Genomic DNA, 15,303 nt, shown 5'->3' on the forward strand with positions numbered 1-15,303 from the left:
CCGGTTCCATCTGCCAGTCCCGCTCAGCTTCGCCATCTAAACAGCAAGGAGATCGACATGGAACACATGCATGCCGCCGTCGCAAACACCCTGGGTGAACCTCTCACCGTAGGAGAGGTGGATGTTCCGAGCCCCGGGCCCGGGCAGGTGCTGGTCAAACTCATCTCAACCGGGGTCTGCCACACGGATCTGCATGCAGTCCAGGGGGACTGGCCGGTGAAGCCCAGCCCGCCCTTCATTCCCGGACATGAGGGTGTGGGCCGCGTGGTCTCGGTGGGCGAGGGCGTGACCGCGTTGAAGGAAGGGGACATGGTGGGCAATGCCTGGCTGTGGTCCGCCTGCGGCATCTGTGAATACTGCCGCACCGGATGGGAAACATTGTGCGAGCAGCAGCAGAACGGCGGCTACAGCGTCGACGGTTCCTTCGGTGAGTACATGCTGGTGGATGAGAAGTTCGCCGCGCATATCCCCGAGGGAGCGGACCCGGTGGAGGTCGCGCCCGTGCTCTGTGCCGGCGTCACCGTTTACAAGGGACTGAAGATGACGGAGGCGCGTCCGGGGCAATGGGTGGTGATTTCCGGAATCGGCGGGCTGGGGCACATTGCCGTTCAGTACGCCAAGGCGATGGGACTGCGGGTTGCGGCCGTGGACATTGCCGAGGACAAACTGGCCCTGGCACGCGAATTCGGTGCCGAAGTGACGGTCAATGCCCTGGACGAGGACCCGGTTGAAGCCATCCAGGCGCAGACCGGGGGAGCGCACGGCGTGCTGGTCACGGCCGTGCACCCTTCAGCCTTCGGCCAGGCAATCGGAATGGCCCGCCGCGGCGGAACCATTGTCTTCAACGGGCTGCCGCCAGGTGATTTCCCGGCACCGATCTTCGACATCGTGCTCAAGGGACTGACCATCCGGGGTTCGATCGTGGGCACCAGGCAGGACATGGTGGAGGCACTGGACTTCTACGACCGGGGACTCATCCACCCGAAAATCACCACGCGTCCGCTCGAGGACATCAACGACGTCCTCGACGAACTGGCCGCAGGCCGGATCGACGGACGGGTAGTGGTCCAGTACTGATGGACCCGATCGCACCGCCCGTCCTGGCTGCGGCGCCGGCCCTGCCCGGGGAGACAACCTCCCGGGTGGGGCTTACCGCCGCGGCGCGGGACCTGCTCCGGAAACTGAAGCAGCAGCACGGGCCCCTGATGTTCCACCAGTCCGGCGGATGCTGTGACGGGTCATCTCCCATGTGTTACCCGGAGGGAGACTTCATCACCTCGGAAGCCGACGTGCTTTTGGGTGTCTTCGACCTCGACGGTGAGGACATTGGATTCTGGATGTCCGCCGAGCAGTTCGAGTACTGGAAACACACCCATCTGACCGTTGACGTGGTGACCGGCCGGGGGAGCGGATTCTCCGTTGAGGCGCCGGAAGGCAAACGGTTCCTCATCCGCTCGCGGCTGATGGACGTTGCAGGGGAAGCATGAAGTAGTAAGGTTGCTGTTTAATTCCTTTATGGCCTCACGGCCACGGGATTTGTCCGATGCATCATGATGCCTCAGCCGGGGCGGGAATGAGGAACAGCATGGTTAAGAAGATGACTTTTCTGGCAGGGATCGGCGTCGGTTATCTGATCGGTTCCAAAGCCGGCCGGGAGAAGATCAAGTCGCTGTGGAATGATCCGAAGGTTCAGGACACGGTGAACCAGGGTACGGAATGGGCAAAGCAGAAGGCCCCCGTTCTCCAGGACAAAGTGACGGATGCGGCCAAGGATGCCGCCTCGTCAGCAAAGGATGCGGCATCGTCTGCCAAGAGCAGCGTGAGCAGCTCCAACGGCGGTTCCGGCTCAGGTTCCGGCAGCGGGTCCTCCGGCAGCGGGTCCACCGGCGGAGGATCCTCTGCCGGTGCATCAACCGTTGCAGGGTCATCGAATCCGGCCGACCGCTCCCACACCTCGGGCGGGAACTACAGCATGGATCCGGCCAAGCCGCAGCCTGACGGACGCTAGTCCGCAGCCGGAACCTGCGCCGGGTTCCACAGCACCAGTAATGCCCGCTCCGGTCTGCCGGGGCGGGCATTAGTGTGTCTGATGCCCCTCGGGTGCTACAAATTTGCCTCTCGTGCAAATTTGCACTTAGTGTAGCGATGTGACTGAGCAGCAGGTATCCCGCAGGGAGCAGAACAAAACGGCAACCCGCCGGGCGATCGCCGATGCCACGCTGCAGCTGGTCCGCAGCAAAGGTGCCGGGCAGTTCACCATTGACGACATTGCCGAGGCCGCCGGGATCTCCCGCCGGACCTTCTTCAATTACTTCCCCAGCACGACGGCAGCACTCAACGTCGCCATGGAGGACTTCCTGGACGGGGTGCTGGGCCACTTCCAGGCACGTCCGCAGAACGAGAACATCGTTGACTCGATGCTTCATGCCCTCTCCCAGCCAGCCGATCCGGCGAACCTTGCAGTGATGGCCGAGTTGCACGGCCTGGCTGAAGAGCGCCCGGAGATGGCACGGGTCCACCTTGAAGCCTGGGACCACGCCGAACACCGGATCGTGGACTCCCTGCGGACCCGCCTGGGGCAGGAAGCGGACCCGTTCTACACCGGCACCCTCGTCGCTGCAGTATTGGCCTGCGGGCGCAGTGCGTTTGCGCAATGGCAGCACCGTACGCACGGTGAGATCACACCGCAGACCCTCACTCTGCTCGAAGAACTCTTCAGCGAAGCCATCGGTTTCCTCCGCGACGGCTTCAGCCGCTAGATCACTCAACCCGACCCGCTCAAAGAAAGACACCCCATGGCATCCCTGCTTTACCGGCTCGGTAAGTTCAGCTTCCGTCACCGCTGGTGGTTCCTCAGCTCCTGGCTGGTGCTGCTGCTAGGTATTGGCGGCGCGTTCGCCGCCTTTAGCGCGCCGACGTCGAACAACTTCACGATTCCCGGGTCGGAAAGCCAGCGGGTGCTCGACGAGATGCGCGAGCGCGTCCCAGACGTCTCGGGCGGATCCGGGCGCATCGTCTTCGAAACGGAATCCGGAGAGGCCTTCACCGAGGCCGAACGCCAGGCGGTCATCGACACGGTGGCGGAACTCAACGGCCTGGACTTCCTGAAATCGGTCAGCGATCCCTTTGAGATGCAGGCACAGCTGGACGGCAGCGGTGAGCAGCTGGCTGCCGGCCAGGCAGAGCTCGATGCCGCCCGAGCCCAGCTCGAAGCGGGCAAGCCGCAGCTGGATGCCGCCGCGGCACAGCTGGCAGCGGGGCGGGAGCAGCTCTCCCTCGCCCAGATGCAGGCCGGCCAGCTTGAAGCTGCCGGCCAGACCCAGCAGGCAGAAGCAATGCGGGCGCAGCTTCAAACCCAGGAACAGCAGCTGCAGGCCGGTGAAGCCCAGCTGGCTGAGCAGCAGGATGCCTATGACGACGGCGTGGCCCAGCTGGCAGCAGGGGAGCAGGAGCTCAAGGATGCCGAGCGGATGGCCGAAGCCACCAGCGGACTGCGTTTCGTCTCCGAGGACGGCGGAACCGCCTTCTCCGAAGTCCAGTTCCAGGAACAGGCCTACTCGGTAACCCCGGAACAGCGCCAGGAAGTCCAGGACACCGCCAACCAGATCACTGATTCCGGCGTCCAGGTCTTTTACAGCAAGGAAATCGTCGAGGACGTTTCCTCCCTCTTCGGACCTTCGGAAGCGATCGGCGTTGCCGTTGCCGCCGTTGTGCTGATCCTGATGCTGGGCACCCTGGTTGCCGCCGGCCTGCCGCTGCTGATGGCACTCGTTGGCGTGATTGCAGGGGTCGGCACCACGATGGCCCTTACCGGCGTCGTGGACATGACATCCATTTCCCCCATGCTTGCGCTGATGCTGGGGCTGGCCGTGGGCATCGACTACTCCCTGTTCATCATTAACCGGCACCGCACACAGCTGCTGCACGGCATGGAGCTGGAAGAATCCGCCGGCGTCGCCACCGGCACCAGCGGCAACGCCGTGCTGTTCGCCGGGTTGACCGTGGTGATCGCCCTGGCGGCGCTCGCAGTCCCGGGACTGCCGTTCCTGAGCGTTATGGGCCTGGCAGCGGCCGGTACGGTGGCCATGGCCATCCTGGTGGCCCTCACCCTGACGCCGGCCTTCCTGGGCTTCATCGGCAACCGCATCCTGTCGAAGAAGGCCTGGGCAAAGGCGGGAATCACCCCTCCCGCGGCGCATGCTGCGCTGTCCCCCCAGGACCGGGCAGCGGCCGTCGAACACAGGGAAAACGGAAACCCGCGGCGTTGGGGACGCCTGGTCACCAACCACCCCGTCATCACCGTGATCCTCAGCGTCCTGCTGCTGGGCACCATGGCCATCCCCGCCGGTTCGCTGCGGGTCGGACTGCCCGACGGCGGCTCCGAACCCGAGGATTCGACGGCCTACCAGGCCTACCAGCTGCTGGGCGAGAGCTTCGGCGAAGGCATCAATGGACCCGTGATCGTTGTGGGCTACCTGCCCGACGGGGTCTCCGAGTCTGAAGCATCGGACATGACGTACCAGGTAGCCGACTCGCTGCGCGGACTGGACAACGTCACCACGGTGGTCCCGGCATCCACCAGCGAAGACGGAACCATGGTTGTTTTCCAGGTCATTCCGGAAGGCGGCCCGGCCGCCGAAGGCACCGAAGACCTGGTCCACACCATCCGCGATGATGCCGCCCAGATCAAGGCGGACACCGGCGTCGAGGTAGCCATCACCGGGCAGACCGGCATCAACATCGATGTCTCGGACAAACTGATGGATGCCATGCCCATCTACCTGCTAATCGTCGTTGGCCTGTCCCTGGTCCTGCTCCTGCTGGTCTTCCGGTCCGTCCTGGTACCGCTGATCGCCACCGGCGGCTTCCTGCTCTCGCTCGCCGCCAGCTTCGGTGCCGTCGTTGCGATCTACCAGTGGGGCTGGCTGGGCAGCATCTTCGACGTGCACAATCCCGGCGCAGTCCTGAGTTTCCTGCCGATCATCCTGATCGGCGTGCTCTTCGGGCTGGCTATGGACTACCAGATGTTCCTGGTCTCCGGAATGCGGGAAGCCTACGTCCACGGTGAAGACCCAAGGCAGGCTGTCCGTTCCGGTTTCGACCATGCCTCACGGGTGGTTACAGCCGCGGCGATCATCATGGTCTCTGTGTTTGCCGGGTTCATCTTCGCGCACCTGACAATGGTTCGGCCGATTGGCTTTGCCCTGGCGATTGGCGTGCTGCTGGACGCCTTTGTCATCCGGATGACGCTGATTCCGGCCGTGCTCCATCTGCTGGGCAAGTCGGCCTGGTGGATTCCAAAGTGGCTGGACCGGATTCTGCCGGATGTCGATGTTGAGGGTGCCAAGCTGCTGAACCGGACAACCGCTGCAGACCGGGACGACGCAGAACCGGAGCTCGCTTCGGCAGGACGGTAGCGGAAATGTGTCACACTTGTTGCGCTTTAGACCGGCACACCCTTCAGTAACAGTTACCATCGGGGTGCACCGCTCCATCCACCACACCTTTCCCCACCAAGCATTGGAGAGTGAGCCTGAATATGGCAACTGATTACGACGCACCGCGCAAGGCCGAAGAGGACGCCGGAACCGCCTCAATCGAAGAACTTCAGGCCCGGCGGAGCGACAAGCAGTCAGCTGTGGTGGACGTAGATGAATCCGAAGCCGCGGAAGCCTTTGAGCTTCCCGGTGCCGACCTTTCCAGCGAAGAACTGCTGGTCCGGGTAGTGCCGGCCCAGGAGGACGAGTTCACCTGCGGTTCCTGTTTCCTGGTCCGCCACCGGTCACAGTTCGCTGTCGAGAAGAACGGCACCAAGTACTGCAAAGACTGCGAGGGGTAAGTCCCCGGGTGCCCGGCCGAAACCGGGCGTACAACAGCCGCTCCGTACAAAACGCGAGCGGCTGTTGTGGTTAAGCCGTCCGGTGTGCTTTGGTTCCATGCATGGTCAGCGCGGTGCTTTTGGCAGCGGGGGCAGGGATTCGGCTGGGCCGTGGTCCCAAGGCCCTCCTGCCCTTCAACGGGCGGCCGCTGATCGAGCATCTCGCCGGGGAACTGCGGCGCGGAGGGTGCACGCGCGTCGTCGTGATCCTTGGCTCCGGATCAGCCAGGGTCCGGACTGAAGCAGACCTGGCGGATTCGCACGTGGTCATCAATCCGGACTGGGAAACGGGGATGGGTTCATCGTTCCGGGCCGGAATCGCCGAAGCACTCACGCTGGCACCGCGGGAGCCCGTACTCGTGGCGCTTGCCGACCAGCCGGGGCTCACAGCCCAAACGGTGGCCCGGCTGATCGAAAGAGCCGCACCGGCGAGGGTGTCCTGCGCGGCCTACCGGCTCCCGGGCGGGAACCTGCTGCGCGGGCACCCCGTGCTTTTCGCGCCGCAGCTGGCCCGGGCAGCCGCCGCCGGAGCACTGGGTGACTCCGGGGCACGTTCCTTTCTGGCAGCCCACCCCGGCCTGGTGGATCTGGTGGCGTGCGGCGCGGAAGCCGAAGGCCGTGACATAGATACCCCGGCGGACCTGACCCTGCTGGAGAGCCGTGGTCCCGCCGAAGCGGAGGGCTAGGACATGGATATCGCTGCGCCGGCCCGGCATCAGGTAGAGTTGACCGTTCGTAGGGGAGTATCCACCCACGCTGAACCTCGTCAACACGTAGGGCACCGACGCCCGGCCGGGGCCAGCGGGCAGCCACAGGCTGCCGGAGAGACTTGCGGTCCCTTGGCGTACCCTACGAAAGCAGAGACTCCATGACTGTTTCCCCCCTCATCTGGGGCGTGACGATAGCCGTCATCCTCGGCCTGCTGGCCTTTGATTACTTCTTCCACATCCGCAAGGCACATATTCCAACGCTGAAGGAAGCGGCCATCTGGTCCTCCATCTACGTGGGACTGGCCATCATCTTCGGTGTCCTGGTGCTGGTCTTCGGCGGGGTCACCATGGGCGGCGAGTACTTCGCCGGCTACATCACGGAGAAGGCCCTCTCGGTGGACAACCTGTTTGTCTTCCTGATCATCATGGCCTCCTTCCGGGTGCCCCGTGAGGACCAGCAGAAGGTCCTGCTCTTCGGCATTGTCTTCGCTCTGATTGCCCGCACCGGGTTCATCTTCCTTGGCGCAGCGCTGATCAACTCCTTCTCCTGGATCTTCTACCTGTTCGGGCTGATCCTGCTGATCACGGCCGGCAACCTGCTCAAGCCCGAGGACAGCGAAAAAGACGAAGCGAACAACTTCATCATCCGGATCGCCAAGCGGGTGCTGCCCACTACGGACCACTACGACGGCGACAAGCTGATGACCGTCGAGAACGGCAAGAAGGTCCTCACCCCGATGCTGCTCGTCATGGTGGCAATCGGCGGAACCGACATCCTGTTCGCCCTGGATTCGATTCCGGCGATCTTCGGCCTGACGCAGAACACCTTCATTGTCTTCACTGCCACCGCGTTCTCCCTGATGGGCCTGCGCCAGCTCTACTTCCTGATCGACGGACTGCTGGACCGCCTGATCTATCTTTCCTACGGACTGGCAGCGATCCTGGCCTTCATCGGCGTCAAGCTGGTGCTGCACGCCCTGCATGAGAACACGCTCCCGTTCATCAACAACGGCGAGCATGTGGAAGTCATCGAGGTCAGCACCGGCCTGTCCCTGAGCGTGATCATCGGCGTCCTTCTCGTCACCGTGATTGCGTCGCTGGTCAGCCCGGCAGGCAAGGCCCAGACCGCCGTGAACAACGCGCGCCGGCACGCCAACGACTATCTGGACCTCTCCTACACCTCGGATGACTCCGAGCGTGAGCGGATTTACCGGGCGCTGTGCGAGGAGGAGAAGCAGATCCTGCAGATGGACAAGAAGTACCGGGACAAGGTGAAGGACATCGAGGACATCCGTGCCGAGGTGGCCCGTGCCCATGAGGAGCACACCCGCTACAGCAGCAAGTAGTTCCCCGGAGTATTGATGGGCCCGCCGCAGCCGTTGAGCTGGGGCGGGCCCATTCGTGTCAAGACCCGGTCGGAGCCGGTTTTCCCTATTCCTGAAGGCGCCGCTGCAGCGGAACGCCCGGGCGGACGCCGGGAACTGCCGCCCCGGGGTTTCTCCGAATCATCCGGCCCAGCAGGAAGCCTGAAAGCAGCGAACCAAATCCACCGGCTGCCAAATCCCCGATGGTGTCCTGGTAGCCGACGTTGATGGTGGCATCCACATAGTTGTGTCCCCACCACTCGCCGAACTCCCAGAGGACACTAAGTGCCAGGCCCAGGGTAGTGACAACGGCGGGAACCGCGAACCGCGGCACCGGACGGCCTCCAGGATGCCAGGCTGTCACTGCTCCGTAGGCGGCTAGCAGATACCAGGCCATCACCGCGATGGTCCCCGTAGCGGCAAAGTGCACAGCCAGGTCCCACCAGGAGATGCGGGCGTAAAGGTCCATCACGCTGCTCCAGGCCGCCAGAAGAAGGGTGAGGCCGTAAAGAGAGGAAAACAGGGGTGCCGCCGGCAGGCAGCGGGAGACCAGAAGCCCCAGCAGCACCAGCGCGAACAATGCGGCCTCCACCGGGCCGTGCCAAAGCAGTACTGCCAGCAGGCTCACCACGCCGAGAAGCCGGACTCCGTCCGAAGCCACCTCCGCTGTGGAGGCCGGACGGCGCAGGAGGGCATCGATCATGTAGCTACGGTATCCGAGCAGAGTTGGCGCCGCCCAGCCTCGGACGCCGCAGGCAACGCAGGAATTGCACGTAGGATCACTGGCATGCAAGCCCCAGACCTTCCCGCAGTGAGCGTTGTGATTCCGTGCCTGAATGACGCCGGGGTGCTCCGGACATGCTTGGCCTCCCTGGCTGAACAAAGCATGCAGCCGGCGGAAATCGTGGTGGTGGATAACAACAGCACCGATAACAGTGCGGAGGTGGCGGCGGAGTTTGGTGCGAAGGTGGTGTTCGAGCCGCGGCCGGGCATCCCGGCGGCTGCGGCCGCCGGTTATGACGCTGCGGCGTCGGAAATCATTGCCCGATGCGACGCGGACTGCATCCTGCCGCCCAACTGGATTCAGCAGTTAGCTGAACATTTCGCTGCCGATCCGCAGCTTGCCGCTGTGAGTGGACCCGGCAGGTTCTACGGTTTTTCCCCGTGGCTGGGCAGGGCGCTCTCCCGGATCTACCTCGGGTCCTACTATCAGGCTATGACCCTGGCCCTGGCCCACCGGCCGCTTTTTGGATCAAACCTCGGCCTGCGGACAGCGGTCTGGCACGAGGTGAAGGATGCTGTCCACCGGGAGGATCCCGAACAGCACGACGACGTGTGCCTTAGCGCGCATCTGGGCCTGGATTACCGGTGTGCCTGGGACAGGACGCTGGTGGTGGGCATGGCTCCGCGCGCTGTCCTGGGCGGCGCGAACCTGGCCCGCCGGTTCCGCCGGGCGTTCCATACGCTGGCCGTACATTGGCAGGCTGAGCCGCCGTGGCAGCGTTGGGTCAGGCGTTTTCGGGATAAAGCAGGGGCAGCTGCAGTACCAGCCAGGGACTGAAGGCCCACGGCGTTAGCCTGACGGATTCAACCACCCGGGCAGGATCTGCCCAGGTCCAGTCCATCACTTCGTCTGCGGCAGGGACCGGGTCGGCCTCAGCTATGGCTGTGTACACGGGGCAGATTTCGTTCTCAACGATTCCGGAGGCATCCACAGCCCGGTACCGGAAGTCGGGGAGCGCGACGGCGATGTCCCGAAGCTTCAGGCCCAGCTCGCGTTCGGCGCGGCGCACCACGGCGTCCTCCGTGGCTTCACCCGGTCCGGGATGGCCGCAGAAGGAGTTGGTCCAGACTCCCGGCCAGGTCAGCTTGGACAGCGCCCTGCGGGTGACCAGGATCCGTCCGTCCGGATGGTAGACGTGCGTGGAGAAGGCCCGGTGCAGCGGCGTGTCCGTGGTGTGGACGGTCATCTTGTCCGCTGTACCTATCATTTGACCCTCGTTATCGACCAGAATGACTTCTTCCCGGCGTTGCGGCATTTCTTCCCCTAACGATCAGCGTGTTTACTTTATGCATGGAGACAGAACACTTGCCAGACGAGAGAATTGGCCAAAAGCAGGTGGAACGTGTCCTGGACGGGTTTTTCACCGCGGCCAAGGAGCGCGCGGAGCGTATCAGTCCCAGCTACCTTAGCCTCTGGGAGACTCTCGAAAAATCTACGGTCGGGGGCAAGCGGCTGCGCCCCCAAATCGTCATGACGGCCTACACGCACCTTGGCGGAACAGACCTGGAAGCCGCGGCCCGCGTGGGTGCGGCCTTCGAACTGCTGCACACCGCCCTGATTGTCCACGACGACGTGATCGACCTGGATTTTGTCCGCCGCGGGCAGGACAACGTCGCCGGGGTCTACCGGCGGATGGCCGAAACCGCAGGTGAGCCGAATGAAGTGGCACGGCACCGCGGACTCTCAGTTGGTGTCATCGCCGGAGACCTGGCCCTGAGCGGCGCTTTCCGGATGCTGGATTCCGTCTCCACGGATCCGCTGACCAGGGAGGTCCTTGCCGGAATCCTGGATGAGGCAGTGTTCGCATCAGCGGGAGGGGAGCTCATCGACGTCGACTTTTCCTTTGCCGCAGGATCGCCGCCCGTGTCAGAGATCCTGGACATGGAACGGCTCAAGACGGCGGTCTACTCCTTCGAAGCTCCGCTGCGTGCCGGAGCAGTACTGGCCGGTGCCGGCGTGGAGGTGGCAGCGGCCCTGGGCCGCTTCGGCCGGGACACCGGAATCGCCTACCAGGTGGTCGATGACCTCCTGGGCGTCTTCGGGAATGAGAGCGCCACGGGCAAGTCCAGCATGGGAGACCTCCGCGAAGGCAAGCGCACGGTCCTGATTGCCTACGCTGCGCAGACTCCCTGCTGGGAAGAACTCTCCGGACTGATCGGCCGCCCGGACATGCGGCCGGCCGATGCCGACCGCGCCCGGCAGATCCTCGTGGACTGCGGGGCACTCGCGTACGCCCAGGACCTCGCCGACCGGTATGCCTCCACCGCACGCAGCCACCTCGAGTGCGCCGAAGTACCGGCAGGGCTGGCCTCGGTGCTTGACGACGTCGTCTCCTCCTCCGTGAACCGGGGGCGGTAGGCATGGCACAGGAAACCGGCCTCCCGCTGTACAACCGGGTGGCAGCTGAGACCGCGGCCGTGATGATCCGGGCCTATTCAACCTCCTTCGGCCTCGCGTCGCGGCTGCTCGACTCCCGCACCCGGCGGCAGATTGAGACGATTTATGCGCTGGTCAGGCTGGCCGACGAGATTGTTGACGGCGTTGCACTGGCCGCGGAAATTCCCCCGGCCGAAATCCGGCGCATGCTTGATGACCTTGAAGCCGAGACCGCCAGCGCCCTGCGCACCGGCTACAGCGTGAACCTGGTGGTCCACGCCTTTGCGGTAACTGCACGCCGCACCGGAATCGGAACCGACCTCACCGCTCCGTTCTTCCGCTCCATGCGTGCAGACCTCACCCGGGCCGAGCACACCCAGGCAAGCTTTGAGGACTACGTCTACGGTTCCGCTGAAGTAGTGGGCCTGATGTGCCTGCAGTGTTTCCTGAACGGCCGCGAGGTGCCTGCAGACCAGGAGAAGCGGCTGCGCGAAGGGGCGCAGCGCCTGGGCGCGGCCTTTCAGAAGGTCAATTTCCTGCGGGACCTGGCAGAGGATTTCGAGGCACTGGGCCGAAGCTATTTCCCGGGCATAACTGTGGACGCGTTCACCGAGACGGACAAACACCGTCTCCTTGATGACATTGAAGCGGACCTTGTGGTTTCCGGTGCCGCCATTGCCGAGCTGCCGCGTGAGTGCCGGGCCGCCGTTGCCCTGGCACAGGAGCTCTTCGCGGAACTGGCCCGCAGGCTGCGCCGGACCCCGGCGTCGCAGCTGCGCACCACCCGGATCCGGGTGCCCAACCCGGTGAAGCTGCGCATCGCTGCTGACGCCGTCTACACTCACCGGCTCCGCCGCGCTTCGGCGCCGCAGCTCTCCGCCCCCGACGCCGAAAGGGCGCCATGAACTCCGCAAAAACCAAGTCCCGCCCGCGCACGGCCATCGTCATTGGCGGAGGCATTACGGGACTGGCAACCGCTGCACTGCTGGCACGTGAGGGCCTGGACGTGACCGTACTCGAGAAGAACAGCACTGCCGGAGGGCGTACCGGAAGCTGGGAAACAGACGGGTTCCGCTTTGATACCGGTCCGTCCTGGTACCTGATGCCCGAGGTGTTCGACCACTTTTTCCGCATGCTGGGAACCAGTGCCGAGGAACAGCTGGACCTGGTGCAGCTGGACCCCGGCTACCGGGTGTATTTCGAGGGTGACGAGGCCCCCGTAGACGTGCAGGCCACACGGGAAAAGAACATTGCCTTGTTTGAGTCGCTGGAACCGGGTGCCGGGGCCCGGCTGGCGTCCTACCTGGATTCCGCTGCCGAGGTCTATGACATGGCCAAGAAGCGCTTCCTGTACAGCACGTTCGCTTCCTTCCTGCCGCTGCTGCGTCCGGATGTGCTCTCCCGCGGGCCCCGGCTGGCGAAGCTGCTGCTCCAGCCGCTGAGCTCCTTCGTGGCGAAGCGGTTCACCGACCCAAGGATCCGGCAGATCCTCGGCTACCCGGCAGTGTTCCTGGGTTCCTCCCCGTACACGACGCCGAGCATGTACCACCTGATGAGCCGGCTGGACCTCCAGGACGGTGTCCTCTATCCGCGCGGGGGTTTCCACCGGCTGATCACTGTCATTGCCGCGCTGGCTGAATCCGAGGGTGTGAAGATCCGGCTGGAAGCGAACGTTACTGCGATCCGCACGGAGGGCTCCGGCAAGGGCAAAGCGCGTGCCACCGGCGTCGAGTACCGGGACGCTGCGGGCAACCCGGTGGCGCTCGACGCCGACCTGGTGGTTTCCGCTGCGGACCTGCACCACACTGAAACCCGCCTGCTTCCCGCCCAGCTGCAGACCTACCCGCCCAAGTACTGGGAATCCCGGATCCCGGGCCCCGGGGGGATCCTGCTGCACCTGGGCGTCCGCGGCGAGCTGCCCCAGCTGGCACACCACACCCTGCTCTTCACGAAGGACTGGAAAGCGAACTTCGAGAAGATCTTCGGAAAGCACACATCAGTTCCGGATCCGGCGTCACTGTACATCTGCAAACCCTCGGCCACGGATGAGGACGCTGCCCCGGCCGGCCAGGAAAACCTTTTCGTGCTGGTCCCTGTTCCCTCCGACCCGGCGCTGGGGGCCGGCGGAATCGACGGCGCGGGGGACCCCCGGCTCGAAGCGATGGCAGACACCGTCATTGGGCAGATCGCCGACTGGGCCGGGATTCCGGACCTGGCCGAACGAATAACGGTCCGCCGGACCGTGGGCCCGGGCGATTTCAGTGCGGACTTCAACTCCTGGCGCGGGACTCTGCTGGGTCCGGCGCACGTTCTGAAGCAGAGCGCCTTCCTGCGCGGCACCAACGCCAGCCGCAAGGTGGAGAACCTGCTGTACGCAGGCGGGTCAACACTGCCCGGCATCGGTCTGCCGATGTGCCTGATCAGCGCTGAGCTGGTGTTGAAGCGGCTGCGCGGGGACACCAGCACCGAGGCGCTTCCCGAGCCTGCCTGCCCGGCGGAACGGCTGGACTGATGGGGGTTCTCTACCTGCTGTTCCTGCTGGCCTCGATTGGCTGCATGGTACTGCTCGACCACCGCTTCAAGCTCTTCTTCTTTTCCGGCGCGCCCCTGCGGGCTGCCGTGGTACTGGCTGCGGGGCTGGTGTTTTTCCTGGCCTGGGACCTCCTTGGTATTGGACTGGATATCTTCTACCGGGGAGAGACACAGTTCATGCTCGGACTGGAACTGGCCCCTCACCTGCCTGTGGAGGAAGCCTTCTTCCTGGCGTTCCTTTGTTACCTCACCATGGTGCTTTTTGGGCTCCTGAAGGTTGCCGCCACGCACTATGGGCGGCCCCGCAGCGGCCAGGCGGTGGAACGGTGACCTACTGGCTACTGAACCTCTGTTTCCTGCTGCCCGCAGCCCTGGTGCTGGCAGCAGCACTGCTGCGCCGCCGTCGTGCCGGACGCAGCAACCGGACCTTCCTGCTCCGTCTTGCCGCTACCGCGGCGGTCCTGCTCCTGCTGACAGCAGTGTTCGACAATTTGATGATCGCGGTGGACCTCTTCGGCTACAACCCGTACCGGATTTCCGGCGCGTTCCTGGGGCTGGCCCCGCTGGAGGACTTCGCCTACCCGCTGGCGGCCGTGCTTGCACTGCCGGCGCTCTGGGAGCTGCTCTCCCCGCGCACCACCACTCTCCCGGAGGAAAAACGATGAGCGCCCCTGCCACCCGGACGCCCGGCTCCACCCTGCGGATGCTGCTGGTCTCGTCCCGGCCGTTGTCCTGGGTCAACACGGCGTACCCGTTCGCTGCGGCGTATCTGCTGACCACCGGCCGTATTGATGCCGCCTGGATCATTGGGACGCTGTACTTCCTCATCCCGTACAACCTGGCCATGTACGGCATCAACGATGTCTTCGACTATGAATCCGACCTGCGTAACCCGCGGAAGGGCGGCGTCGAGGGCGCCCTGCTGGACCGCAGCTTCCATCGGGTCACCCTGTTCGCCGCAGTGGTGACCAATGTGCCGTTTCTTGTGGTGCTGGCGCTGCTGGGCTCCCCGCTGTCCTGGCTGGTGCTGGCCGTCAGTGTGTTCGCGGTCATCGCGTACAGCGCTCCGGGTCTGAGGTTCAAAGAGCGTCCCTTCCTGGACTCGATTACCTCCAGCACGCACTTTGTCTCCCCTGCCGTGTATGCGCTGGTGCTGGCCGGGGCGCAGTTCACGCCCGGACTGTGGGCGGTGCTGGGCGCCTTCTTCCTGTGGGGGATGGCAAGCCAGGCCTTCGGCGCGGTGCAGGACATCATTCCTGACAGGGAAGGCGGGCTGTCTTCAATTGCCACCGTGCTGGGCGGCAAGTCTGTGGTGCGGCTGGCCTTCGGCGCCTACGCCGCAGCCGGCGCATTGATGCTGTTCACCCCGTGGCCCGCGCTGCTCGGGTCCCTGCTGGCGCTGCCGTATCTGCTGAACCTGCTGCCCTTCCTCTCCATCACGGACGAACGGTCGGAGGAAGCCAACGCCGGCTGGAAGCGGTTCCTGAAGCTGAACTTCCTGACCGGTTTCCTCGTAACGATGCTGCTCATCTGGTACTGGCCCTCCCGCTGATCCCCCGCCCCCTCCCTTCCCTTCCCCCTCCCCACCCACCATCGAGAGGTCAGTTGCGGCTGGTTTCAGGGCTGAAAAGAGCCGTAACTGGCCTCTCGGTGGGAAGA

At 64.5% G+C, this 15,303-nt stretch carries 17 protein-coding genes; 15 read left to right on the forward strand and 2 right to left on the reverse strand.

The genetic code is table 11. The features are described from left to right. Positions 1-57: 57 nt before the first annotated feature. The 8 genes from adhP to AO716_RS01835 all read left to right on the forward strand — a co-directional run bounded on the left by adhP (position 58) and on the right by AO716_RS01835 (position 7,934). Positions 58-1,077 carry an alcohol dehydrogenase AdhP gene (gene adhP / locus AO716_RS01800; protein ID WP_055239248.1) on the forward strand — a complete coding sequence of 340 codons (1,020 nt, stop codon included), beginning with the start codon at positions 58-60 and terminating at the stop codon, positions 1,075-1,077. Beyond that, on the forward strand, positions 1,077-1,487 hold the full coding sequence (locus tag AO716_RS01805; RefSeq protein WP_055239249.1) for a DUF779 domain-containing protein: 411 nt from the start codon (positions 1,077-1,079) through the stop codon (positions 1,485-1,487). Before adhP ends, AO716_RS01805 begins: the two co-directional genes overlap by 1 nt. A gap of 110 nt (positions 1,488-1,597) precedes the next feature. Continuing rightward, on the forward strand, positions 1,598-2,008 hold the full coding sequence (locus AO716_RS01810) for a hypothetical protein (protein WP_152969825.1): 411 nt from the start codon (positions 1,598-1,600) through the stop codon (positions 2,006-2,008). A 139-nt stretch (positions 2,009-2,147) separates the two neighbouring features. After that, complete coding sequence (locus tag AO716_RS01815) at positions 2,148-2,759, forward strand: TetR family transcriptional regulator (RefSeq protein WP_055239251.1); 612 nt, start codon at positions 2,148-2,150, stop codon at positions 2,757-2,759. A 36-nt stretch (positions 2,760-2,795) separates the two neighbouring features. Continuing rightward, positions 2,796-5,417, forward strand: coding sequence for an MMPL family transporter (locus AO716_RS01820; RefSeq protein ID WP_055239252.1), 2,622 nt, complete (start codon positions 2,796-2,798; stop codon positions 5,415-5,417). Between the two features lie 122 nt (positions 5,418-5,539). Then, positions 5,540-5,839 carry a DUF4193 domain-containing protein gene (locus AO716_RS01825; protein ID WP_055239253.1) on the forward strand — a complete coding sequence of 100 codons (300 nt, stop codon included), beginning with the start codon at positions 5,540-5,542 and terminating at the stop codon, positions 5,837-5,839. 101 nt (positions 5,840-5,940) lie between these two features. Then, positions 5,941-6,564, forward strand: a complete 624-nt coding sequence (locus AO716_RS01830; RefSeq protein WP_055239254.1) for an NTP transferase domain-containing protein — start codon at positions 5,941-5,943, stop codon at positions 6,562-6,564. Positions 6,565-6,746: 182 nt separating this feature from the next. Next, positions 6,747-7,934, forward strand: a complete 1,188-nt coding sequence (locus tag AO716_RS01835) for a TerC family protein (protein WP_055239255.1) — start codon at positions 6,747-6,749, stop codon at positions 7,932-7,934. An 85-nt stretch (positions 7,935-8,019) separates the two neighbouring features. On the opposite strand, the gene AO716_RS01840 is transcribed toward AO716_RS01835, so the two are convergent. Further along, entirely contained in the window at positions 8,020-8,655 is a 636-nt protein-coding gene (locus tag AO716_RS01840; protein WP_055239256.1) for a hypothetical protein, read from the reverse strand. A gap of 84 nt (positions 8,656-8,739) precedes the next feature. Between AO716_RS01840 and AO716_RS01845 the strand changes: the two genes are divergently transcribed. Then, positions 8,740-9,513 (forward strand): glycosyltransferase family 2 protein, encoded by a 774-nt coding sequence (locus tag AO716_RS01845; RefSeq protein ID WP_055239257.1) that lies wholly within the window; start codon positions 8,740-8,742, stop codon positions 9,511-9,513. Here the strand turns inward: AO716_RS01845 and idi are convergent. Beyond that, positions 9,461-9,991, reverse strand: coding sequence for an isopentenyl-diphosphate Delta-isomerase (idi, locus tag AO716_RS01850; protein ID WP_055239258.1), 531 nt, complete (start codon positions 9,989-9,991; stop codon positions 9,461-9,463). The genes AO716_RS01845 and idi overlap by 53 nt on opposite strands. Before the next feature lie 50 nt (positions 9,992-10,041). On the opposite strand from idi, the gene AO716_RS01855 reads away from it, so the two are divergent. From AO716_RS01855 to AO716_RS01880, 6 genes are read left to right on the forward strand one after another with little or no spacing between them, the layout of a single operon-like run. Continuing rightward, positions 10,042-11,094, forward strand: a complete 1,053-nt coding sequence (locus AO716_RS01855) for a polyprenyl synthetase family protein (RefSeq protein ID WP_235471975.1) — start codon at positions 10,042-10,044, stop codon at positions 11,092-11,094. A 2-nt stretch (positions 11,095-11,096) separates the two neighbouring features. Further along, positions 11,097-12,017, forward strand: coding sequence for a phytoene/squalene synthase family protein (locus tag AO716_RS01860; RefSeq protein ID WP_082413246.1), 921 nt, complete (start codon positions 11,097-11,099; stop codon positions 12,015-12,017). Then, on the forward strand, positions 12,014-13,624 hold the full coding sequence (gene crtI / locus AO716_RS01865) for a phytoene desaturase family protein (protein WP_055239260.1): 1,611 nt from the start codon (positions 12,014-12,016) through the stop codon (positions 13,622-13,624). Before AO716_RS01860 ends, crtI begins: the two co-directional genes overlap by 4 nt. Further along, positions 13,624-13,974: a lycopene cyclase domain-containing protein gene (locus tag AO716_RS01870; RefSeq protein WP_055239261.1), complete on the forward strand. Its 351-nt coding sequence runs from the start codon at positions 13,624-13,626 to the stop codon at positions 13,972-13,974. Before crtI ends, AO716_RS01870 begins: the two co-directional genes overlap by 1 nt. Next, a complete protein-coding gene (locus AO716_RS01875) occupies positions 13,971-14,309 on the forward strand; it encodes a lycopene cyclase domain-containing protein (protein WP_055239262.1) in 339 nt (112 codons plus the stop codon). Before AO716_RS01870 ends, AO716_RS01875 begins: the two co-directional genes overlap by 4 nt. Further along, positions 14,306-15,196: a prenyltransferase gene (locus tag AO716_RS01880; protein WP_055239263.1), complete on the forward strand. Its 891-nt coding sequence runs from the start codon at positions 14,306-14,308 to the stop codon at positions 15,194-15,196. Before AO716_RS01875 ends, AO716_RS01880 begins: the two co-directional genes overlap by 4 nt. Positions 15,197-15,303: the final 107 nt, after the last annotated feature.

Source organism: Arthrobacter sp. Edens01, assembly GCF_001307035.1.
Lineage (GTDB): Bacteria > Actinomycetota > Actinomycetes > Actinomycetales > Micrococcaceae > Arthrobacter_B.